Here is a 24,553-nt window from a genome sequence, read left to right as displayed (position 1 = left end):
TATCTTTAAGAATTCAAGTCTTCCTATTATGTAAGAAAAGAAGCAACCATACTTGGCTGCTTCTCATTATATCATAATGGTACCGGGTTCCACACTTCCATCTAGAAAATGTTGGGGATCTGTAGAAAGTAGACGAATAATACGATAGGATCCATCTTCTAACCGCTCGGCAAGTACTAGCTTTCCATTAATTTGAATCATCTGGATTTTGTCATAGCTTTCCATCGATTGTGGATAAATATCCTCATATGGAAGTGGTGAATAATGTATCATTGTATCACCTGCGTTCCTTCATTCATTTTATTCTGTTCAATAAGCTCTCTTAATTTGGTCATCGCTTCACTGACTCCCCCAACTTCATTGATCAAACCATAATCTACTGCATCTTTCCCTATAACATTTGTACCTATATCTCTAGTCAAATTCCCTTTTTGGAACATAAGCTCTTTGAATTTTTCCTCTGTAATATTGGAGTGCCGTAAGACAAACTGCACGACACGTTCCTGCATCTTATCTAAGTATTCAAAGGTTTGTGGTACTCCTATGACAAGTCCAGTAAGTCTTACGGGGTGAATCGTCATCGTAGCCGTTTCAGTAATAAAGGAATAAGTTGTTGAAACGGCAATTGGAACACCTATGGAATGGCCTCCTCCAAGAACAATGGATACACTCGGCTTAGATAGTGATGCTACCATTTCTGAAATCGCTAATCCTGCTTCAACATCTCCTCCTACTGTATTTAACAAAACAATAACACCTTCAATTTTAGGATTTTGTTCAATTGCAATCAGTTGGGGAATTAGATGTTCATATTTTGTTGTTTTATTTTGAGGTGGAAGCTGGATATGGCCCTCTATTTGTCCAATAATCGGTAGCACATGAATGTTTGAATCAGCCATCTGTGGAACTTGTGTAGTACCAAGCTGCTGAATTTTTTCTACGAGTGAGGAAGAAGGCTTATGCTCTTCCTGTGGAGATTGATCGTCTTTATTCATTTTACCTACTCTCCTTTCTTCATCTATATTTAGTATGTATAGATGAAAAGTTCCCATACATAAGAAGGGAATAGAAAGTAAGAAAAGCGCAAGCGTCCTTAGAACAGAAAAGCACTTGTTTCTGCGAAGAAGCTAAGTAGCTTACCTTAGTACGATTACTTGGGACAAAAGCTTCTAAGAATACTCAATGAAACTTTTACGCTGGAGTTAGACAGATTTTATACTTTATTAACTTTATAAAAAGGCCTGCAAACTTGCAGGCCTTAGATATATCTCTAGCTTCAGCTCCATAGACAGAATTGGATTAGGTGCTTAAGCGTTTTATTGATTCAATGTCTCTAATAACTGCTGACGTTGTTCAGCTGTTAGAGGAACAAGTGGCAATCTAACTCCTCCAACATCTAGTCCTTTGATCTGAAGTGCAGTTTTAATCGGTGAGGGTGAAGGAGCCATAAAAACTGATTTTATGATAGGAAGTAATTTCCGATGCAAGGCAGCTGCTTCCTCTACCCTTCCTTGTTCAAAAAGTTGAACCATGTCTTGAACAGAATCACCAATAACATGTGAGACTACAGAGACAACGCCCTTCCCTCCTATTGCTAATATCGGTAAAGTTAATGTGTCATCTCCACTGTACAAGATAAAATCATCGTCTGTGTTTTCTATAATAGAGGACATGGCATCCAAATTTCCACTTGCCTCTTTTATAGCTACAATGTTACTCACTTGTGACAACCGGATAACCGTATCCACATCCATGTTGACTGCTGAACGACCTGGTATATTATAAAGCATAATAGGAAGTTGAGTAGATTCTGCAATGGTAGAGAAGTGGTAGAACATTCCTTCCTGAGAAGGTTTATTATAATACGGAGTCACTAGCATAATGCCATCCACGCCGGCCTTTTCAGCCTTCTTTGTTAAGTCAATGGATGCATGAGTATTGTTACTACCAGTACCTGCAATTACCGGGACCCTTCCATTTACAACTTGAACGACATGTTGAAACAAAGCCAATTTCTCTTCCGTTGACAAAGTTGGAGATTCTCCAGTTGTTCCTGCAACAACTAGACCATCTGTCCCATGATCAAGCAAATAATTTATCAGTTCCGTGGTTTTATTGAAATCTACATTTCCACGATTATCGAACGGAGTCACCATAGCGGTCAATACTTTTCCGAAAATCATGAGTATTCCCCTTTCACGTTCTGGAAACTTCCTTTTCTTTGTTCAATTCGAAGGCTTGATGAAGTGTGTTAACAGCAGACACTAAATCTTCCTCTCGTACTAACACCCAAATTGTGGTGTGGCTATCAGCAGACTGAAGAATTTGGATTTCAGCATCAATCAAACACTGAACGATTTTGGCTGTAACACCGGGAACGCCCGTCATTCCTGCACCAACAGCAGAAATTTTAGCGCAATTTCTTATTATTTCCACATCGTATCCAAGTGCATCTAAAATCGATAATGCTTTATCCGTATTTTTCTCTGGGATCGTGTAAATAACCCCTTGTGGAGAAATATTTATAAAGTCTACCGAAATACCTGCTTCCGCCATCGATTTAAATACATCTGATTGAAGCTGATATCCACCTTTCTTAGCCTGAACCTTCACTTGAGTTATTCCGGGTAAATGCGCGATTCCAGTCACTAATCGATCGGGGATATCTCTTCCTGTTATTGATTCTCGTATATCTGTTACTAATGTTCCTTTATCGTCTGAATAAGTGGAGCGAATTCGAAGCGGTATCTTCCCATGCATCGCAATTTCAACTGCTCGCGGATGGACGACTTTTGCTCCTTGGTATGCTAAGTTACTGATTTCATTATATGTGACAACATCTAATTGCCTAGCACTATCAACAATCCTAGGGTCTGCTGTCATAATTCCTTTTACATCAGTAAAAATATCTACAGAGTTAGCATTTAATGCAGAACCTAGTGCAGCAGCAGTTGTATCACTGCCTCCGCGTCCGATTGTAGTCGTATCACCGTTTTTCGCTTGCCCTTGGAATCCTGCCACGACAACAACATCCTTTGTTGTTAACTCACCTAATAATCGCTCCGTGTTAATTTCTTTTATTTTTGCTTCTGTATAATCTGCTGAAGTGCGTATTCCTGCTTGTGCTCCCGTTAGTGCTGTCGCATTTATTCCTGCCTGCTGACATTCATGTGTAAATACAATAGAAGAAATCGTTTCTCCACATGACATCATCAAATCCAGCTCCCTTGAAGTAACAGTTGTGTTCGGGTAGTCTATTAAACTTAACAGGGTATCTGTTGAATAAGGATTTCCTTTACGTCCCATTGCAGATACAACAACTACTACTTTGTCATACTCCTTCAGGGCATTCTTGATATGATGGATAGCATGAGCACGCCCTTCCTTATCCTTAACGGACGTGCCACCAAATTTTTGCACTACGATATTCATGTTGTTGACACCTCAACTAATATATTGGTCCTAAAGCCAATTGTTTTTTATCAAACTTTCAGCAATTTGAACCGAATTCCACGCTGCTCCCTTTAGTAAATTATCTGAAACAATCCATAGATGATAACCATCTACTTGATCCAGATCTCTTCTAACTCTTCCAACAAATACATCTGGTTTTCCTTGTGAAGATAGAGGTGTTGGATAGATTTGTTGTGATGGATCATCTTCTAACGTAACTCCTTCGGCATTTTTTAGTGCTTCATGAATCTTTTCAACTGTAGCCTCTTGATCCAACTCAATATATACACTTTCTGCATGAGCATTATAGAATGGTAATCTTACACAGGTTGCAGCCACGGACAATGTCGGCAAATGCATGATTTTCTTAGTTTCGTTAATCATTTTCATCTCTTCAAACGTGTATCCATTTTCTTGGAAAACATCAATTTGTGGTAGAGCGTTAAAAGCAATTGGATAATGCTTTTTATCCCCTTTAACAGGTAATAAGTTCGCTTCCACTTCTTTACCATCAAGAAAAGCTCTTGATTGCGTTTCCAACTCTTCTACAGCTTGTGCCCCTGCACCTGAGACAGCTTGATAAGTGGAAACAATTACCCTCTTTAATCCAAATTGCTTACGAATTGGTTCAAGCGCAGCAACCATTTGGATCGTTGAACAGTTTGGGTTTGCAATAATCCCTTTATGCTCCTTAATATCCTTTTCGTTAACTTCAGGTACTACAAGAGGAATTTCTGGATCCATTCGAAAGGCACTGGTATTGTCAACAACTACCGCTCCACGCTTCACAGCCTCTGGAGCTAGCTTTTTAGATACAGAACCACCTGCAGAGAATAAAGCTATATCAACACCTTCAAATGCTTCAGGTGTAGCTTCCTTTACTGTTACGTCCTTTCCAAAAGCCTTAATAACTTTTCCAGCAGATCGACTGGAAGATAACAAAGTCAATTGCCCTATAGGAAAGTCTTTTTTCTCAAGTGTTTCTATCATTTTTTGCCCTACGGCACCTGTTGCGCCTACTATTGCTACATGATAAGTTGTTTTTTCACTCATTTATTATTATTCTCCCTTCTATCCCTTGCATAAAAAACATATCTTCTATTCTATCATATTTTTGTGCAGGGGGTAGAGGACACCTTTACGTTTTAGGAACAATTACTGGTTGAAGTTGTTCTCGATCCAATGCTTTTTCAACTGCTGGGATTAGTTGATTCATATCTGCGACTAGTGAATTTGGTTTTTTAATTGGGTCATCTTGGCCATAAGGAATAAAATAGATTCCTTTCGTAGCCATTAGTCTCATTAGATTTACACCGTTTAGACCAAGGGCATCGTTCGTTGAAATTCCTAGAACGACAGGATTTTGATTTCGTAAAGTCGCTTTAGCAGCCATGAGAACTGGTGAATCTGTTAGAGCATTAGCAAACTTACTCATGGAATTACCAGTAAGAGGTGCAATTACCATGCAATCTAACGGAAATTTGGGTCCTAATGGTTCTGCATCAGGTATAGAGGCAATCACCTCTCTCCCTGTAATTTCCTCAATTTTTCTAATATGCTCAGCAGCCTCACCAAATTTGGAGTCTGTATTCTTTACAGTATAAGAAACGACTGGAATAACCTCTGCACCACCATCTACTAAATTCTTCAGTTGTGGAAAAACCGCATCATAGGTGCAGTGTGATCCAGTAAGACCAAATCCAATTCGTTTTCCTTTAAGATCCATTATGAATCTCCCCTTTCCTTTAACTGCTCTTGGATAAGCTGTGAAATAACTTTAGCAAGTATTAAACCTGCTGTCTTTGGAGCTACCATTCCTGGTAAGCCTAGGGCAAGAATAGCTTGCACTCCCCTTTTTTCAGCATATCGAAAATCTGTTCCCCCTGGTTTGGAGGCAAGATCAAGTATGAGAGCGTTAGGTGGTAAATTTGCTATCACTGATGCGCTCACCACTGGAGCTGGAACAGTATTAATTAAGATATCACAGTCTTTAACATAATGTTCCAGGTCCTTCATCTCAAATGGAGTTAACCCCATCTCAGTAATTCTAGCAAGATCCTCTGATTTTCGAGCACCAACTGACACATTTGCCCCTAATGCATCAAAGGTTCTAGCAGTACTCATTCCTACTCTTCCTAATCCAGTTACTACTATATTAGAGGAATGAATGGTAAAATCTGTATGCTGTATAGCCATCATAATCGTACCTTCGACTGTTGGAATCGAGTTGTATATAGCTACATCATCACGATTAAATAATGGAATAAGCGTTCTTTTCGTTTGAGAAGCCATTTGATTTAAATATTTATTTGTAATTCCAGAGAATATGATGCAGTGTTCTGGGGTTTTTGCAACATCTTCCTCCTGAAGAACAATATTTTCTTTAGAAAAGATTGCCTCCACTTTCCCTGTATCGTCTGTTCCTGGTACTGGAAGCACTATGGCATCTAACTGATCAAATGGTAATTCATCATATTCCAAAGGAGTAGAGCCACTAAAACGATGATCTAATTGATCGAAGCCACACAAATAGATAGTAGCATCCCATTCGCAAAGCTTTCGTATAACCTCTAACTGTCTTGCGTCTCCTCCTATTATGGCAATATTAAAATCAGTAAGCATGTTGTTCACGTGTATCCCACCTCTTTTGCTTGTTGCCAGATGTTTCTCAATATCCTATGACAGAAACCCAAAAAAGTGAAATAAATTTTACATAGAAAAATTCGGCTTATCACCAAGTCCTATTGGCGATAAGCCGAATTTTATTCACATACTATCAACCGACTAAAGTTACAAATCCTGAGTAAGAAAAGCGCAAGCTACCTCGAAACAAGAAAATCGCTTGTTTCTGCGAAGTAGCTCTATTTAGCTTTCCTTTGTGCGATTACTCGGGGCAAAAACTTCGAAGATTACTCTATGATGCTTTTTCGCTGGAGCTAGACAAATTTTATACTTTTGTAAGAAAAGCTCGCCGTTTGGCGAACTTCTGAAAATGAAAAAAGGCGCTCTAATAATTGAGCGCCTTTATAATTTAGGTGAAAGAATGATCATATCTTCCCCAATAGTTTGAATGTCATCCCATCGGATTCTAACATGATTCCCTTCTTTTTTCATCCCAAACCATTTATAACTTGGAATTACAAAAGCATGAATCTCACCAGTCTTTTCGTCAATTTCCAAATCTGTTTGGCCCAGAAGACCCATCCTAAGACCTTTATTTACGTCAACAATTTCTTTTTGACTTAAGGAACTGTATCTCATGGTTTTCCCTCCTTTTACTCAACTATATGTCTAAGGAACGAAAAGCATGATTGATCTATTCGTTTTCTATTGGTGAAATGACAGCACTTGAGAATCCATCTTGAAAAACATGATCCATGACTCTTTTAATTGAGCTATGATCGACTTTCTGAATCAAATCAATTATTTCATCCATCGTTCTATGTCGTTGAAGTAGTAGCTCATTCTTGCCGTTTTGACTCATCCTACTGTTTGTACTTTCAAGACCGAGCATTAAACTTCCCTTTAATTGTTCCTTACTATTTAATAGTTCCTTATCTGAAAGGCCATTTTGAATTAAGTTCTCTACAGTAACCCCAATTATTTCACGTAGTTCTGAAAGTTGATCCTTACCGGTCCCGCCATAAATCGTTAGCAGGCCATTGTCCAAAAATGAACTATGGTATGAAAAAATGGAATAAGCTAACCCCCGTTGTTCCCTTACCTCTTGAAATAACCTAGAGCTCATACTTCCTCCCAGAACATTATTTAGGACAATAAGGCTATAGATATCTTCATCTCCAATTGGCAGCCCTTGATATCCAATGCATAAATGCGCTTGCTCTGTTTCCTTCTTTCTCTTAATGTGATCAAAATTAAAGCTCTTTTCTTTAAAAGTAATTTTGGTACTTGAATTTCCCTCATAAGTACCAAATTTCTTTTCCACTACATTAAAGAAGCTCTCATCTACATTTCCCGCTACAGAAATAACAACACGATCTGGTGAATAATAATCACTCATATACTGTCTTAAATCCTCGGATTTAAAAGAGGTTAACGTTTCCTCTGTTCCGAGAATCGGATAGGCCAAGGCATGATTACCGAAAGAAGCCTTTGCTAATAAATCATGAACAATATCATCTGGTGTGTCATCATACATCTTAATCTCTTCTAATACAACCTTTTTTTCCCTGTCCATTTCGTTTGGATCAAAGGTTGAGTGAAAGAACATATCGGATAATACATCTAAGGCATATGATGCATGCTCATCAAGTACTTTTGAGTAATAACAGGTATACTCCTTTGATGTAAATGCATTTACCTGCCCACCAATGGCATCAAATGCTTCAGCAATATCTTTTGCCGTACGATGTTTTGTTCCCTTAAAAAACATATGTTCAATAAAGTGTGAAATTCCATTTTGTTCAGTCGTTTCATTACGGGATCCTGCTAATACCCAAATTCCAATAGTGGCCGAGCGTACGGTTGGAATTTGTTCAAGTACGACACGTAGTCCATTTGGACAAGTATGTTTTTTTACCAAGTTACTTCCTCCTACACATTTTACCGCTTTTCACTTAATGTATTTGTTACAGTACCTATTCTATACTCTTTTTCTTTAATTTTCAAAATTAGTTCCTCTAATCCATTAGCCATTACTGGTGTAGGATGCATAAGAATGAGTGTTCCGTTATCAATTTTGTCCATAACTCTTTTTATCATGACGTGCTCAGTAGGCTTTTTCCAATCAATTGTATCCGCTGTCCAAAGGATGGTTTCCATTCCTAAACTTGAAGCAACCTCTACTACATCTTGGGTAAATGCTCCACTAGGAGGAGCAAATAGCGTAGGCACTTCACCAGTAATGCTTTCTAGGATTTCGTTGGTTTGCTCTAACTGTTGTCTTATTTCACTTATTGATTTTGTTCGAAGATCCGGATGGTTATAGGCATGATTTCCAATCTCATGTCCTTCTTCTAAAATAAGTTTGACATCTTCTTCATGTTCTTGAGCCCACTTTCCTTCTATGAAAAATGTTGCTTTTACTTTTTGATCCTTAAGTGCTTGAAGCATAGCGGGAATATGCTCCCTTCCCCATGACACATTAATCATTAAGGAAACCATATTCTTATTAGGATTTCCCCTATAGATCGGAGCAGGTGGTAATTCATTCAGAGAGATCTCAGGCTCAACTTCACGAAATGATAGTAAGTTCTTATCAAACTTCCCTTTTTCTTTCATTTGATTATAAGATTCTTCCACATCTAGTTTTAACCCATTATATCCCGGGATTTTTTTCCATACTTTGTCAATCACTGCATCCTTTGGCTCCTCTTCATATTGAGCACCTATTTCTTTAATTTTATTCATAAGTTCTTGTTCTTGTTGATTGGAAGTTACTGGTACTGTTTCTAAGGCATCAATGTAGCTTTCTGTATATGGATTATCATAGGCATTCCAAGATAGATAAGCAAATAAAATAAATACTAGAAAATGAACATATTTCTTTCCCATTCACCTTCCCCCCTCCGTATAACGTATGAAAGAGGAGGACAAGGTATACCAAAAAGATAAGAACGAAAATAGAACCATTCATGCGGGATAAATAGCTGATACTATTAGAAAAAGCTCGCCAGATGGTGAGCTTTTTCTAATAGTATAGTATGTAAAAAAGAAACTGGATAGCCAGCTTCTTTCCATTCTTTAAGCTATATTTTAGGATTTTGCTGATTGTTCCCTTTCTTTCTGCTCTAAAAGAATAGCTTTTCTAGAAAGGTTAACTCGACCTTGGCGATCTATTTCCTTCACTTTGACAAGAATCTTATCACCAATTGACAATACATCTTCTACTTTATTAATTCTTTCCTCGGCAACTTCAGAAATGTGAACAAGCCCTTCTTTTCCACTGAAGATCTCAACAAAAGCACCAAATTTTTCAATTCGTTTGACTGTTCCGAGGTAGGTTTGTCCTACTTGTACCTCGCGTACAATATCTTCAATAATTTTCTTTGCCTTTTCATTCATTTCTGAATCGATGCTTGAGATGAAGACTGAACCATCCTGTTCAATATCAATCTTAACGCCTGTTTCTTCAATGATTTTATTGATCTGCTTGCCACTTGGGCCAATGACATCTCGAATTTTATCAGGTTTAATAGCCATAGTTAGTATCTTAGGAGCATAAGTTGAAAGCTCTGTACGCGGCTGATTTAAAGTTGAAAGCATATGCTTTAAGATTTCAAGACGTCCAACTCTTGCTTGATGTAGAGCCTCATCTAAAATTTCTCTAGAAAGACCTTCAATCTTGATATCCATTTGTAAAGCAGTTACACCCTTCTCAGTTCCAGCAACCTTAAAGTCCATGTCTCCAAGAAAATCTTCCATTCCTTGAATATCTGTAAGAATGGTGTAATCCTCACCAGATTTAACAAGACCCATAGCAATTCCCGCAACAGGAGCTTTAATAGGAACCCCTGCATCCATCATCGCAAGTGTACTCGCACAAATACTTGCTTGAGAAGTTGAACCATTTGATTCTAAAACTTCCGAGACTAAACGAATTGTATAAGGGAACTCTTTTTCATCTGGAATCACTTGCTCTAAAGCACGTTCGCCAAGTGCTCCATGCCCAATTTCACGGCGACCTGGACCACGTATTGGACCTGTTTCACCTACACTGAAGGATGGAAAGTTGTAATGGTGCATAAAACGTTTGGATTCTTCTAAATCAAGGCCATCTAGAATTTGAACATCACCAAGCGCGCCAAGAGTACAGATACTTAACGCTTGAGTTTGTCCACGCGTAAATAATCCAGAACCATGTGTTCTTGGTAAAATGCCTACTCTAGAGGATAATGGACGTATTTCATCGATTTTTCGACCATCGGGACGTACTTTTTCCTTTGTAATGAGTCGGCGAACTTCTTCTTTTACCATTTTATCTAAAATCTTTTCAACCAATTTAATCTTTTCTTCATCTGCTTCTTCTTTTTCGTACTGAGAAACAATTTCTTTTTTCACTTCTGAAATCGCATCTTCACGAGCATGTTTTTCTTCTACTCGAATCGCACGAAGAAGCTTTTCCTTTGCTTTATCGGAAACTTCTTCTTCCAAATCTTTAGGAGTTTCAAGAAGTTTTACTTGCATTTTTTCTTTACCAACTTGAGCAACAATTTTTTCTTGAAAAGCAATAAGACGCTTAATTTCTTCATGTCCAAACATGATGGCCTCAAGCATAACATCTTCTGGAACTTCTTTAGCTTCAGCTTCTACCATGTTTACAGCGTCTTTCGTACCTGCGACGCTGAGGTAAATATCACTTTTCTCTTCTTGATCCACTGTTGGGTTAATGATGAATTCGCCATCTACACGGCCAACTATAACACCTGCTATAGGGCCACCAAAAGGAATATCAGAAATAGATAGAGCTAGCGAAGACCCAAGCATAGCTGCCATTTCTGAAGAACAGTCTTGGTCCACACTCATTACGATACTAATGACTTGTACGTCATTTCGAAATCCATCTGGAAAAAGAGGACGAATCGGACGGTCTATCAGACGAGATGCCAACACCGCTTTTTCACTTGGTCTTCCTTCTCTTTTAATAAAACCGCCAGGGATTTTACCTACTGCATAAAGACGCTCCTCATAATTCACAGTTAATGGGAAAAAAGGAAGATCCTTAGGTTCTTTTGAACCAGTTGCAGTTGATAAAACCGATGTATCTCCATAACGAATCATGCAGGCGCCATTGGCTTGCTTGGCAAGTTCACCGACTTCTACAGTTAATAAGCGTCCTGCAACTTCAATAGAGAAAACTTGTTTATTCTCTGCCATTTGTCTAACTCCTCTCAAACAATGTAAATAAAGTGAAACTTGAATTAGTGAGTTTTCTTCATCCCCCGTTGATTGTTAGCACCCTAAGGGTATGACCTAAAGGCACTTGAACCAATCGGACATTTGCGGGCAGTTTATCTCCCACCTACTCTTTTCGTTTCACTTAAAACTTGAGTTGGGGGTATTACTGCCATGAAAATAAAACATTAAATTTCTTCATCCTTGTTGATGAAGCTTGCTTCATGGTTGGCTGCCCGTTCATGTGGGATAAATGGTTTACAGTTTCATTTTGGACTTAATCTACGATGTCTATGTAAAATTCTATAATAATCCTTTGTTAGGATCATGAAGTTCTTTCAAAAGTAGATTAAATTCTTTTTTTACTTTCAGTTTCATGCTATAGAAAAAGCGGGAATAATCCCGCTTTTACTAACGACGTAATCCTAGCTTTTGGATAAGTTCACGGTAACGTGTAACATCTTTATTACGTAAGTAATTCAAAAGGTTACGACGCTTACCAACCATTTTAAGAAGACCACGACGTGAATGATGATCCTTCTTATGGGTACGCAAGTGCTCATTTAGCGTATTGATCTGTTCCGTAAGGACAGCAATCTGAACCTCAGGAGATCCAGTGTCTTGATCATGAGTCTTGTATTCCTCAATGATTTGATTTTTACGTTCTTGAGTAATAGCCATCCTTTTCACCTCCTAATAGTTAATCCCCAATTGCCGAGCAAGCGTCGGTGATTCGTCTTGCCAAGCAATGGTTTTCTAGTACGGATACTAGATTACCTCTTTTCAGATAAAAAAGCAAGTATAAGTTCATTTCATCCATGCTTTCAGAAAATCAGCTAAAAAACAAGCGGATTTTTTCTTCATCCTCTTTTATTTGTTTAATTAATTCATCAATGCCAGAAAATTTCTTTTCATCTCGAATAAATCGATGAAATTCAACCTTCAAAATTCGATCATATAAGTCTTTATGAACATCAAATAGGTGAACCTCTAAGATAGGTTCATTTTTGTCGGAATGAAAGGTGGGCTTATATCCTAAATTCGCCATTCCAGTAAAAGATTTTCCGTCTATTTCAACTGTAACCGCATATACGCCTGTTCTTGGAATAAAATACTCACCATCCATATGAATATTGGCTGTGGGAACTCCAATAGTTCTCCCTCTTTGATCTCCTAGAACTACTTTGCCCTTAATATAATATGGCCGTCCCAACAAAAAATTTGCTTCCTCTATTTTTCCATTAACTAAAGCATTTCGTATCCGAGTAGAACTAATTTTCCCAACTTGATCATTAACTTGATTAATCGTAGTTTGTTCAAAGGCTCCTCTAGAGTGGAAAGGAAGAGTTTCCATTGTCCCTTTGCCTAATCTGCCATAAGAAAAATCAAATCCTGCGACAACATGCTTCACTTGTAAATCAATAAAGAAGCGATCAACAAATTCTTGTGGCAATAAATTAGCTAATTCCTCTGTAAAATGAACTAAATATAAGTGCTCCACCCCTAGAGATTTCATTAATTCTTTCTTATCCACAATGGGTGAAATGTATCTAGTATGAGGTTTCTCTCTCTTTAAGACAACGGAGGGATGCGGAAAAAATGTCATAACAGCACTATCCAAACCTTTTTCCTGTGCAATTTCAACGGCTTTTTTAATCACTTGTTGATGACCTAAATGTACACCATCAAAATATCCAATAGCAAGGACTACTGGCGGAAATTGGTTTGAATCTATCACTTGATGATTTTCTAAATAAATAGTTTTCAAAACTTTCACCAACTTTTATAAAGTGAAACTTCAATTAGTGGAGGCCCCTACTGATGGTTTGTGCCCAAGGCTATGACCTAAGGGCCCTTAGACCAATCAACATTTATGGGGAGTTTATCCCCCATCTACTCTTATCGTTTTTCTTATAATCTGAGGTGGGCATTACTACCTTTTCATGCAGGATAAAAATGAGCACCATAGATGTTACTTGTTATTAGAATACACGTACTGGTTTTATTAAGCCTTGCTTTTCTGGATGTTTTTGATACAGAGCAATGGTAGTCCCATCTACTCCTATCATACGAAAAGGATCAGATTTAGGAATATTTTCAGGAATTGGAAGAACTCGTCCATTCATAACTTGTTTTTGAACCGTTTCATTAACCTTAAGAAAAGGCAAGTGTTCTACTCCCCTATCCATTGGATATAAACTTTCTTCTAGTTTATTCTCTTCTAGCTTCTGTTTCACTTCTTCTAAGGTCATTGTGTGACTAATATCGAAGCCGCCTGCTTTTGTTCGAACAAGTTTCGACATATGAGAAGGATACCCTAAAGTTTTCCCAATATCAACACAAAGAGTTCGAATATATGTACCTTTTGAACATTTTACTTTTATGGAAAAATGGAATCCGTCGTTATCTTTAAATGGGTCAGAAATAAGGCTGATGTTATAAATAGTTACTTTTCTTTCGGGACGCTTTACTATTTTACCTTCTCTTGCATATTCATACAGCCTTTTTCCATTTACTTTTACGGCTGAATACATTGGAGGAACTTGGGTGATTTCTCCCACAAAGGTTTGCAGGACTGCAAGAATCTCCTTTTTATCAATCCAAGGAACATCCGCCGTTTTTTCAATGATTTCTCCTGTTTGATCCTCTGTTTCAGTCGCAGTCCCTATGGTAACTTGAGCTTCATACTCTTTTGGAGAATCAGTTAAGTAAGCAGCCACTTTTGTTGCCCTTCCAATACATATGGGGAGTACTCCCTCTACTTCGGGGTCAAGTGTACCAGTATGACCAATAGCCTTCATTTTTAGTATTTTTCTAAGCCTCATCACACAATCATGCGAAGTTAGCCCTCTTTCTTTCCATAAAGGCAAAATACCGTTCATCTAAATCACCTCTTTTAAACCATACAAAAGGATAGAACACTCACGTCCTATCCTTTGAATGTACTCCTTTTTCAAGATCTATGATCCTGGTTGATTTAGTTCCCGTAAAATAGACTCAATCCGATTTCCATAATCCGTTGCTTCGTCAAATTCAAATGTAATATCTGGAGTTTTACGGAGTCGAATTCTTTTGCCTATTTCAGATCGAATAAATCCTTTAGCTTTAGCGAGCCCTTTAAGGGTATCTTGCTTTTGATCATCATCTCCAAGAACAGTGATATATACTTTAGCCTGCTGCAAATCTCCCGTCACTTTAACTTCCGTGACAGTGACGAATCCAACTCTAGGGTCTTTAATTCTTCGGCTAATAATTTCTCCTAATTCCTTTTGAATCTGTTCACCAACACGGTTTGCACGTAAATCACTCATGGTTCTCACCCCTTATGATAAGTAAGAGCTAGTACCATTCAAAATGGGTTGAGGTAATTTCTAATTCCGGAAAGGATTCCAAAATAGAAATGACTCGCTGAAGCTCTTTTTCTGCCGGTGTTTTTGAACTGGATATCGTTACAAATCCAAGGAGTGTTCGCTGCCAGAGGTTTTGAAAATCCAGTTCACTGACAGCGACATTTAAATCCTTGCTTGCCCTTGACTGTACTTTTTTAATTATGGAACGTTTATCCTTCAATGATTGAGGATTATATAAGAGACACTCCACCGTTAATGAACCAATCATTTTCTCTCAATTTCCTCCATGACAAAGGCTTCAAAAACATCGCCTTCTTTTATGTCATTATAATTTTTAACAGTGATTCCACACTCATAGTTTTGTGCAACTTCTTTTACATCATCCTTAAAACGTTTGAGTGTATCAATTTCCCCTTCAAATTGCACAACACCATCACGAATCACACGGATTCCAGCATCTCTTGTTATTTTTCCCTCTGTTACATAGCTACCAGCAATGGTTCCAATTTTTGAGACTTTGAAAATCTCGCGGACTTCTGCTTGCCCAATCACTTTCTCCTCATATTCTGGATCAAGCATACCCTTCATAGCTGATTCAATTTCTTCAATAACCTTATAGATAATGCGATGAAGGCGAATATCAACATTCTCAGTATCTGCAGCTTTTTTCGCATTATTGTCAGGTCTCACATTAAATCCTATAACAATAGCGTTGGATGCGGATGCCAATATGATGTCAGATTCCGTAATGGCACCTACTCCAGTATGAATAATTTTTACATTCACACCTTCAACATCAATTTTTTGAAGTGATGAAGCCAACGCTTCTAATGACCCTTGAACATCAGCTTTTAAAATAATATTGATGTCTTTCACTTTACCTTGTTTAATTTGTTCAAACAGATCATCTAGACTTAATCTTGATTTATCACTACGTTGCTCTTGAATTTTCTTTTGTTGACGAGCTTCACCAATTTGACGAGCTTTCTTCTCCTCACTAAAGACAACAAATCGATCTCCAGCCTGTGGAACATCGCTTAGACCTGTAACTTCAACTGGCATACTTGGAGGTGCTGATTTTACACGACGACCAAGATCATTAACCATGGCTCTTACACGTCCAAATGTATTGCCAACAACAATTGGATCTCCTACTCGGAGGGTTCCATTCTGAACAAGTAGAGTAGCAGTAGCTCCTCGACCCTTATCCAATTCTGCTTCGATTACAGTTCCCACTGCTAAACGATTAGGATCTGCTTTTAACTCTTCAACCTCGGAAACAAGAAGAATCATTTCTAAAAGCTCGTCAATTCCTTCTCCTTTAATAGCTGAAAGCTGAACGAAGATTGTGTCGCCTCCCCAAGCCTCTGGAACTAAACCATACTCGGTTAACTCTTGCATAACTCGGTCAGGGTTAGCACCCTCTTTATCCATTTTGTTGACCGCAATGATAATTGGTACTTCTGCTGCCTTAGCATGGCTAATAGCTTCTACTGTTTGAGGCATTACCCCGTCATCTGCAGCTACAACCAAGATCGCAATATCTGTTATTTGTGCTCCACGAGAACGCATGCTTGTAAAGGCTGCGTGTCCAGGAGTATCTAGGAATGTAATTTTCTTTCCATTTACTTCAACTTGATATGCACCAATATGTTGAGTAATTCCCCCTGCCTCTCCAGCAGTCACCTTTGTGTGACGGATGGAATCAAGAAGCGTTGTTTTACCGTGGTCAACGTGACCCATAATGGTTACCACAGATGGACGTTCAACAACATTTGAAGAATCAGTTTCTTTAGCGATATAGTTCTCAAGGTCTGTTTCATCAACAACTACCTCTTCTTCTACTTCTACATCATATTCTCCGCAGATGAGTTCAATAGAATCTTTGTCAAGCTCTTGATTGATAGTAGCCATAACTCCATGAAACATTAATTTTTTAATAATTTCTGATGGCTCTTTATGGAGTTTTTCCGCAAGCTTTCCAACCGTTAAGCTTTCAGAAAATGTAATTTTGGCTGGTGTTTCTTTTTTCGGCTGTTCTTTAAATTGTTGTTTCTGATCCTTTTGTTGATTTTCTTGGTTTTTATAATTATTCCCCTGGTTCTTTTGCTTATGGTTCCCTTTATTTTTCTTGACCTTGTTTAAATGATGCTCTTCATCTTTTTCAACTTTCTTAGAAGAAACCACTTCATCATGTTTAGGTTTTTTTGAAAGATTTTCCTTAGAATGATCGCTTGTTTCCTTTGAAACGGGCTGCTGTGAAGTTTTAGGACTTCCTTCACCTTCTGAAGTACGCTGCTCTTGTTTAGGTCTAGATTGTTGTTTTGAACTTGGTCTATTCCCTTGTGAACTTGGTCTATTCCCTTGTGAGCTTGGTTTATTTCCTTGTGAACTTGGTCTATTCCCTTGTGAGCTTGGTTTATTTCCTTGTGAACTTGGTTTATTTCCTTGTGAACTTGGTCTATTTCCTTGTGAGCTTGGTTTATTTCCTTTCGGTTGAGAAGATTTCTTCTCTTGGAAAACCTGATCCAATTTTATTCTTACATCATCATCAATTGTAGACATATGATTGGAGACTTCGACGTTCATTTGCTCCAATTTTGTTATTACCTGTTTGCTACTTAATCCTTTTTCTTTTGCATATTCATATACTCGCATTTTACTCATGCGTTCACCCCCGATTAGATTCATCGAGCAAAGTTATCATTTTTGCGGCAAATCCTTCATCTATTATGCATAAAGCCACTCTTTCGTGCTTACCTATGGCATTTCCTAATTGCTGACGGTCCATTGAACGAAAAAGGGGAACACGATAATACTTACACTTATCCATTAACCGCTTAGATGTATTCGGCCCCGCATCATCAGCTAGTATAACTAATTTTGCTTTTTGACTTTGTACTTCTCTAAGAATTGATTCTTCCCCATGAACTATCTTGCCAGCACGAAAAGCTAACCCCAACAATTGAAAAAGAGAATTATTCATTCTTTTCTCCTCTGACTATGGATTTTAATTGAACATATATGTCATCATCTATTTTAGTTTGCAAGTGATGTCCCAAAATGTTTTTTTCCTCCGCAGTTTCAATGACCTGTATATCTTTGCTCAAATATGCTCCTCTTCCGTTCTTCTTTCCGGTTACATCAACAAAGACATCTCCATCCTTATTTTTCACAACTCGGATCAATTCTTTTTTAGGCTTCATTTCTTTAGTTACTACACATTTTCGAAGAGGAATCTTTTTGTTTACAGCCATTTTTCCTTCCTCCTATTCAAACAGGTCTTCTTCAACCTCTGAATACGAATCATCGTCTTCTTGGTAATCACTTAGGATGCCTTCTTCTCTTGCTTCAGATTCACTTTTAATATCAATTTTCCAACCAGAAAGTTTGGCGGCAAGTCTAGCATTTTGGCCTCTTTTTCCAATAGCTAATGATAATTGGTGATCTGGGACAATTACTGTGGTAGCCTTATTCTCTTCATCAACTTTCACTTCAACAACCTTGGCTGGACTTAAAGCATTAGATACATAAACAACCGGATTTTCAGACCATTCAACGATGTCGATTTTTTCACCTTTCAATTCGTTGACAATAGCTTGAACACGCTGACCTCTTTGACCAACACATGAACCTACTGGATCGATCTCTGGATCATCAGCATAAACCGAGATTTTAGAACGATCTCCTGCTTCACGGGCAACAGATTTGATTTCAACTGTTCCATCAAAAATTTCTGGAACTTCCATCTCGAATAGGCGCTTTAGCAGTCCAGGATGTGTTCTAGATACATAAATTTGTGGACCTTTATTTGTATTCTCAACCTTTGTAATATAAACCTTTAAACGATCATGAACCTGATAATCCTCATTTGGCATTTGCTCCCCTTGTGGCAAGCGCGCTTCAATTTTTCCAAGGTTCACATAGATAAAGCGATTATCCATTCTTTGGATAATACCAGTCATAACATCTTCTTCACGGTCAGCATATTCGCCATAGATAACTCCACGCTCTGCTTCTCTTACTCGCTGGGTTACGACTTGCTTTGCAGCCTGGGCTGCAATTCTTCCAAAGTCTCTAGGAGTAACCTCTAATTCAATAACATCTTCAAGTTCGTAATTAGGATCCATTTTCTTAGCATCTTCTAGAGAAATTTCTTGTTGGTCGTCCATAACTTCTTCTACAACTGTTTTTCTTGCATACACTTTCATAGTTCCTGTCATTTCATTCAAGTCCACTCTTACATTTGTTGCTGACTTAAAATTTTTCTTGTATGCAGAAATTAACGCCGCTTCTAAAGCTTCCAAAAGTAAATTTTTATCAATTCCTTTTTCTTTCTCTAAATACTGAATGGCGTCAAATAACTCACTGCTCAACGTTTGTTCCCCCTTTTAATGAAAAGTAACTGCTAATCTTGCTTTAGCAATTTTATCATAAGGAATTTCAACGGTATTCTTTCTCGCTTTGATTTGAATTTCCACGGTAACTGTTCCTTCTTCAAACTTCAAAAGTTTACCCTCGAATTCCTTTTCCCCATTGATATGTTCATACAGCTTAATATGGACATTATGGCCTATCTGTTTTTCGAAATCTTGTGGTTTCTTTAGAGGTCTTTCTACACCTGGTGAAGAAACCTCAAGAAAGTATGGCTGAGATATGGGATCAACTTCATCAAGTTTTTCACTCAAGCGTTCATTAACTAATCCACATTCCTCAATATCAATTCCACCTTCTTTATCTACATATACTCTCAAAAACCAATTTTTCCCTTCTTTTACAAACTCAATATCGACCAATTCCAGATTCAATTGGTTTAAAATTGGTGTTACTAATTGTTCTGTTATGTCTGTTACATTTTGACTCATTGATTCCTGCCTCCTTTGTTGTCGAAGTGGGATAATAAAGAGGGTGATCCTTTACCATTAGGATGCAACAAAATTCCCTGCTGAAACAGCAGGGAATCAAAAAATAAAAAAATTTCTCGAATACTACGACAAGAGAGTGGGTTGCCCCACTCTCCTCAACAAGTCCTTATGAATCCAATAAAACTATAACATAACCAAATAAAGGTTGCAAGCCAAAGAAATTTCCAAAAGAAATGTTCATGTAGTACCACCAACTCAAGTAGGTAGAAGATAAACCGCCATGAAAATAAAACATTAAATTTTTCATCCTTGTTGGTGAAGCTTACTTCATAGTTGGCTGCCCGTTTCATGCGGGATACATTTACAATAATAGCATCGAGAGTGTCGTTCGTGTTTCTTATTAAAAACGCACTATATAACTCCCGTTGAATCAGAAATCCCCCAAAATCATTCCATCTTTCTGATAGCTGTTTTTGTTATATTTTCATATGATTATACGGACTTGTTTTTGCATCATAAGTATTATTTTCTATAAAGAAAGACCTTGATACCCTAATTTATGATTTAAGATGGATAAAAATATCGCAGAGCTCGGTTCACTATTGATTTTTCCCATTATTCTGATTGCGAGTACGTTAAAATAACGATAATTGATTGGCTTCTGGAAGTTCTTTCAAGCAACCTTGATCATCTAAATATTCAAGAACGGTTTTTGATATACGACTTCTTTGTTGCAGGTCTTCTTTAGACAAAAACTCTCCATCTTCTCGTGCTTTGACAATATTCAATGCTGCATTCGTTCCTAAGCCATCAATTGAATTAAAAGGAGGAATTAAGGAATCACCATCAACTATAAAGTCTGTAGCACTAGATCGATACAGGTCAACAGGCTGAAAGCGGAATCCTCGCTCCCACATTTCTAATGCTAATTCAAGAACGGTTAACAGGTTCTTTTCCTTAGGGGAGGCATCATTCCCCTTAAAATTGATCTCCTCAATTTTAGAACGAATCGCTTGTGAGCCCTTAATCATCGTAGCAATGTCAAAATCCGCAGCACGAACGGTAAAGTATGCGGCATAGAAAAGAATAGGGTGATGGACTTTAAAGTAAGCAATACGAACAGCCATTAAGACATAAGCAGCAGCATGGGCTTTTGGAAACATATATTTAATTTTTTTACAGGAATCAATATACCAGTCTGGCACATCGTGTTTTCTCATTTCTTCAATCCACTCATCTTGCAGGCCTTTTCCTTTTCGAACAAACTCCATGATTTTAAAAGCTAGGGAAGGCTCTAATCCTTTATGCATGAGATAAACCATAATGTCATCACGGCACCCGATTACATCTGCAAGCTCGCAAATTTTATTATTGATAAGCTCTTGTGCATTCCCTAACCACACATCTGTACCATGTGAAAGACCAGAAATGATAACAAGTTCACCAAATGTTGATGGGCGCGTATCTTCAAGCATTTGTCTTACAAACCTTGTTCCAAACTCTGGGACTCCCAAGGTTCCTGTTTTACACATTATTTGTTCCGATGTAACCCCTAATGCCTCTGTACCATTAAAGATTTTCATAACTTCTGGGTCACCAACAGGTATTTTCTTTGGATCTAGTCCACTTAGGTCCTGAAGCATTCTGATCACGGTCGGATCATCGTGCCCAAGTATATCAAGTTTTAACAAGTTGTCATGGATGGAATGGAAATCAAAATGGGTTGTTTTCCATTCTGAGTTACGATCATCTGCTGGGTATTGAATTGGAGTAAAGTCATAAATTTCTTGATCATCTGGAACTACAATGATACCACCTGGATGCTGTCCAGTCGTTCTTTTAACCCCTGTAAACCCTTGGACTAAACGATCAACTTCAGCACCTCTAATATGAAGCTGATTGTCCTTGGCATACCCTTTCACATATCCAAAAGCGGTTTTTTCTGCAATTGTACCAATCGTTCCTGCACGATAAACATTGTCTTCACCGAAAAGGACTTTAGTATAGTTATGTGCTCTCGGTTGATAATCACCCGAGAAGTTTAAATCAATATCGGGAACTTTGTCACCTTTAAACCCTAAGAACGTTTCAAATGGAATGTCCTGGCCGTCCTTGTTCATTTTCGTTTGACATTTTGGACATTCTTTATCAGGCAAATCAAATCCTGAAGCAATAGAACCATCAGTAATAAATTCTGAATGCTGACAACTTGGACATGCATAATGAGGTGGCAATGGATTGACTTCAGTGATTTCCGTCATAGTGGCAACAAAGGATGAACCAACAGATCCTCGGGAACCTACCAGGTATCCATCATCGAGCGACTTTTTAACTAATTTATGACTGATCAAATAAATAACCGCAAATCCATGGCCAATAATGCTTGCAAGTTCTTTCTCTAAACGTTTTTCCACCAGTTCAGGGAGAGGGTCTCCATAAATACTTTTAGCCATTGAATAGCTCATATTACGAATTTCTTCATCAGCACCTTCAATATTTGGGGTATATAGATCATCTTTGATTGGTTTTATATCTTCAATTCTTTCAATGATTTTTTTCGGTTCGTAAAGAACTAAATCAACAGCGGTGTCTTCCCCAAGAAACTTGAAGGATTCCACCATTTCCTCTGTTGTTTTGAAATAAACATCAGGTAAGGTTTGACGGTTTAAAGGGTTTCCGCTTTGTGAACTAATAAGGATTTGTCGATAAATTTTGTCATGTGGTTCCAAATAATGAACATTACCTGTTGCAACAGCAGGTTTATCTAGTTTTTGAGCCAAAGTGACTAAATTTTTCATAATGTCAAGAAGATCCTCTTTGTTTCGAACAAGCTCTTTTTCTATTAAATGAGCATAATTAGACGGAGGCTGAATCTCTATATAGTCATAGAAGGCAGCGACTTTTTCTGCTTCCTCCATCGATTTTTGCATCATTGTTTCAAATACTTCCCCTTGATCGCAGGCTGACCCTATCATAAGTCCCGTTCTGTATTTTTGTAGCTTTGAACGTGGAATTCTAGGAACGCGATAAAAATAATCAACATGCGCAAGAGAAACTAATTTATATAGATTTTTTAACCCTTCTTCGTTTTTAGCTAAAATTATGCAGTGATAAGGGCGTGATCTCTGATAAGCATTCCCTTCACCCATAAACTCGTTAAAATGTATATGGTTTGAGATGCCTTTTTCTTCTGCCCGTTTTAATAGTTTAAACAATAAAAAGCCTGTGGATTCCGCATCATATATAGCTCGATGGTGTTGAGTAAGCTCAATATCGAAAAATTTACATAGTGTATTTAATCGATGATTTTTCAGTTCCGGCAGTAAAAGTCTAGCAAGCTCTAAGGTGTCTATTACTGGGTTAGCTGCTTCCTCATAATCTATTCTTTTAAAGCCTTGGTTAATAAACCCCATGTCAAAGCTCGCATTATGTGCTACTAAAATGGCATTGCCCATCCATTGATGAAAATCCTTCAATACTTCACTAATATCAGGTGCATCTTGAACCATTTCATCTGTAATTCCGGTTAACTCTATCGTCGTTTGAGACAATGGGTGATGAGGATTTGCAAATGCTTCAAATCGGTCTATAATTTCTCCTTTTTCCATCTTTACAGCTGCTAGTTCAATAATTGTGTCGTAATTAGCTGATAATCCTGTGGTCTCAACGTCAAAAACCACATATTGTGCTGAGTCCAACTCTCGATCTGTTTCGTTGTAAACAATAGGGACCCCATCATCCACAAGATTTGCTTCTACGCCGTAAATAATCTTGATTCCATGCTTTTTCCCACTCGCATACGCTTCGGGAAATGATTGAACAACTGCATGATCTGTAATAGCAATAGCTTCATGTCCCCATTTGGCAGCCTGTTCTATTAAACGAGAGGCAGAAACAGGTGCATCCATTTGACTCATCATTGTATGTGCATGTAATTCACTTCTCTTCAAGCCGTTGTATCCGCGATCTTGACGCGGTTCGACCGTTATCTGATTTACATCATTGGCCATCATGACAAGCTCATTTGAATATTGGTCTGTTTGAATACTTCCTCTTGCTTTCACCCACATCCCTTTCTTAAGATGCTTAAACTTAGTAATATCTTCATCTCCACGAGAGAAAATTTTGAACTGAAGGGAATCCGTGTAATCTGTAATTTTTACCATAAGCAAATGTCTTCCTGATCGCAATTCGCGGATATCTACATCAAAAACGTAGCCTTGAATGGCAATTCTCTTTTCTTCTTCTAAGATCTGTTCGATAGGAACAGGCTCATCCTGTATGTTATATCCCAACATTAATGGTCCTTCAATAGCTGACTCTTCCTTGCCTTGCTGTTGTTTTTTCTTTTCCATCTCAGCAACAGCTCTTTGAACGAGATCTTGATCCTCTTTTGCTTTTTGCTCTCTAAAACGATAGACATCCTCCTGTGATGTAGACTTAAGTCCAACCTCCATTCGATAAATTGGTAATCCCACTTCTTGACAAAACTTCTGAAAAGGACCATCTAATCTTTTTTTAATAGCTTGTCCTTCCGCTTCATTACGAGCTAAAAGTAAGATTTTATTTCCTTCAAATTTTGGAGATTGGTTGACAACCACATCATGATAGGCTGGTGAAATATTTTCTATTTGTTTGATAAATATTTTCCAATACCCAAAAAGTAATTCATCATCAACTTTTGGAGATTGATAGGAAATTTCCCAATGCACAGAAGCCAATGATGAAAATGTTTTGAGCAGCTTTTCAGTAAAAATTTCGAACGTAGCTGGTGGCAAAATTGTTGGAAATGCAAAATGAAAACGCCAAGCCTTCTCTATAGGGTCAACTTCAAGTTTTACTAATTCCCCATCTTGAAAGAAATGCCCCATTGTCTCTATAGGAAATTGAATTTGTTCTAACACATATAATAATTTCTCTTTACGGGTAACATCCATCCTATGGTTCTCCCCTTAATCGTAAAATAACTCTCTACTAGTTTATTAGATTCAACAAAAATCGTAAAGGTCATTACTCGTTTTATTTTTAAAA

At 37.8% G+C, this 24,553-nt stretch carries 22 protein-coding genes; all 22 read right to left on the bottom strand.

What is annotated here, in order from left to right:
* Positions 1–66: 66 nt before the first annotated feature.
* The 22 genes from RZN25_00860 to RZN25_00755 all read right to left on the bottom strand — a co-directional run bounded on the left by RZN25_00860 (position 67) and on the right by RZN25_00755 (position 24,459).
* Entirely contained in the window at positions 67–273 is a 207-nt protein-coding gene (locus tag RZN25_00860) for a YlzJ-like family protein (protein MEQ6375384.1), read from the bottom strand.
* Positions 270–995, bottom strand: coding sequence for an ATP-dependent Clp protease proteolytic subunit (locus RZN25_00855; protein ID MEQ6375383.1), 726 nt, complete (start codon positions 993–995; stop codon positions 270–272). Before RZN25_00855 ends, RZN25_00860 begins: the two co-directional genes overlap by 4 nt.
* Positions 996–1,316: 321 nt before the next feature.
* Positions 1,317–2,183, bottom strand: coding sequence for a 4-hydroxy-tetrahydrodipicolinate synthase (gene dapA / locus RZN25_00850; protein ID MEQ6375382.1), 867 nt, complete (start codon positions 2,181–2,183; stop codon positions 1,317–1,319).
* Positions 2,184–2,196: 13 nt separating this feature from the next.
* On the bottom strand, positions 2,197–3,432 hold the full coding sequence (gene dapG / locus RZN25_00845) for an aspartate kinase (GenBank protein MEQ6375381.1): 1,236 nt from the start codon (positions 3,430–3,432) through the stop codon (positions 2,197–2,199).
* A gap of 30 nt (positions 3,433–3,462) precedes the next feature.
* Positions 3,463–4,506, bottom strand: a complete 1,044-nt coding sequence (gene asd, locus RZN25_00840; GenBank protein MEQ6375380.1) for an aspartate-semialdehyde dehydrogenase — start codon at positions 4,504–4,506, stop codon at positions 3,463–3,465.
* An 85-nt stretch (positions 4,507–4,591) separates the two neighbouring features.
* On the bottom strand, positions 4,592–5,179 hold the full coding sequence (dpaB, locus tag RZN25_00835) for a dipicolinate synthase subunit B (GenBank protein ID MEQ6375379.1): 588 nt from the start codon (positions 5,177–5,179) through the stop codon (positions 4,592–4,594).
* Positions 5,179–6,075 (bottom strand): dipicolinic acid synthetase subunit A, encoded by an 897-nt coding sequence (dpaA, locus tag RZN25_00830; GenBank protein ID MEQ6375378.1) that lies wholly within the window; start codon positions 6,073–6,075, stop codon positions 5,179–5,181. The genes dpaB and dpaA overlap by 1 nt, the downstream gene beginning before the upstream one ends.
* 402 nt (positions 6,076–6,477) lie before the next feature.
* A complete protein-coding gene (locus tag RZN25_00825; protein MEQ6375377.1) occupies positions 6,478–6,714 on the bottom strand; it encodes a YlmC/YmxH family sporulation protein in 237 nt (78 codons plus the stop codon).
* A gap of 55 nt (positions 6,715–6,769) precedes the next feature.
* A complete protein-coding gene (locus tag RZN25_00820; GenBank protein MEQ6375376.1) occupies positions 6,770–7,996 on the bottom strand; it encodes a pitrilysin family protein in 1,227 nt (408 codons plus the stop codon).
* Positions 7,997–8,016: 20 nt separating this feature from the next.
* Complete coding sequence (locus tag RZN25_00815) at positions 8,017–8,967, bottom strand: polysaccharide deacetylase family protein (GenBank protein MEQ6375375.1); 951 nt, start codon at positions 8,965–8,967, stop codon at positions 8,017–8,019.
* A gap of 201 nt (positions 8,968–9,168) precedes the next feature.
* The gene (gene pnp / locus RZN25_00810; GenBank protein MEQ6375374.1) at positions 9,169–11,289 is read right to left on the bottom strand and encodes a polyribonucleotide nucleotidyltransferase; all 2,121 of its coding nucleotides are present in this window, start codon (positions 11,287–11,289) and stop codon (positions 9,169–9,171) included.
* 429 nt (positions 11,290–11,718) lie between these two features.
* The gene (gene rpsO / locus RZN25_00805; GenBank protein ID MEQ6375373.1) at positions 11,719–11,988 is read right to left on the bottom strand and encodes a 30S ribosomal protein S15; all 270 of its coding nucleotides are present in this window, start codon (positions 11,986–11,988) and stop codon (positions 11,719–11,721) included.
* Between the two features lie 151 nt (positions 11,989–12,139).
* Positions 12,140–13,075, bottom strand: coding sequence for a riboflavin biosynthesis protein RibF (ribF, locus tag RZN25_00800; protein ID MEQ6375372.1), 936 nt, complete (start codon positions 13,073–13,075; stop codon positions 12,140–12,142).
* A gap of 214 nt (positions 13,076–13,289) precedes the next feature.
* Complete coding sequence (gene truB, locus RZN25_00795) at positions 13,290–14,189, bottom strand: tRNA pseudouridine(55) synthase TruB (protein ID MEQ6375371.1); 900 nt, start codon at positions 14,187–14,189, stop codon at positions 13,290–13,292.
* Between the two features lie 78 nt (positions 14,190–14,267).
* Positions 14,268–14,618: a 30S ribosome-binding factor RbfA gene (gene rbfA, locus RZN25_00790; protein ID MEQ6375370.1), complete on the bottom strand. Its 351-nt coding sequence runs from the start codon at positions 14,616–14,618 to the stop codon at positions 14,268–14,270.
* Between the two features lie 28 nt (positions 14,619–14,646).
* Positions 14,647–14,925 carry a DUF503 domain-containing protein gene (locus RZN25_00785; protein ID MEQ6375369.1) on the bottom strand — a complete coding sequence of 93 codons (279 nt, stop codon included), beginning with the start codon at positions 14,923–14,925 and terminating at the stop codon, positions 14,647–14,649.
* Positions 14,922–17,324, bottom strand: a complete 2,403-nt coding sequence (gene infB, locus RZN25_00780) for a translation initiation factor IF-2 (GenBank protein MEQ6375368.1) — start codon at positions 17,322–17,324, stop codon at positions 14,922–14,924. Before infB ends, RZN25_00785 begins: the two co-directional genes overlap by 4 nt.
* A gap of 4 nt (positions 17,325–17,328) precedes the next feature.
* The gene (locus RZN25_00775) at positions 17,329–17,643 is read right to left on the bottom strand and encodes a YlxQ family RNA-binding protein (protein ID MEQ6375367.1); all 315 of its coding nucleotides are present in this window, start codon (positions 17,641–17,643) and stop codon (positions 17,329–17,331) included.
* Positions 17,636–17,914 (bottom strand): YlxR family protein, encoded by a 279-nt coding sequence (locus RZN25_00770; protein MEQ6375366.1) that lies wholly within the window; start codon positions 17,912–17,914, stop codon positions 17,636–17,638. Before RZN25_00770 ends, RZN25_00775 begins: the two co-directional genes overlap by 8 nt.
* Positions 17,915–17,926: 12 nt before the next feature.
* Entirely contained in the window at positions 17,927–19,033 is a 1,107-nt protein-coding gene (gene nusA, locus RZN25_00765; GenBank protein ID MEQ6375365.1) for a transcription termination factor NusA, read from the bottom strand.
* A 15-nt stretch (positions 19,034–19,048) separates the two neighbouring features.
* A complete protein-coding gene (rimP, locus tag RZN25_00760; protein ID MEQ6375364.1) occupies positions 19,049–19,522 on the bottom strand; it encodes a ribosome maturation factor RimP in 474 nt (157 codons plus the stop codon).
* A gap of 635 nt (positions 19,523–20,157) precedes the next feature.
* Positions 20,158–24,459, bottom strand: coding sequence for a PolC-type DNA polymerase III (locus tag RZN25_00755; protein MEQ6375363.1), 4,302 nt, complete (start codon positions 24,457–24,459; stop codon positions 20,158–20,160).
* Between the last annotated feature and the right edge of the window lie 94 nt (positions 24,460–24,553).

The sequence above is a fragment of the Bacillaceae bacterium S4-13-56 genome (assembly GCA_040191315.1).
GTDB lineage: Bacteria > Bacillota > Bacilli > Bacillales > JAWJLM01 > JAWJLM01.
This window is presented reverse-complemented; position numbering and strand designations above follow the sequence as displayed.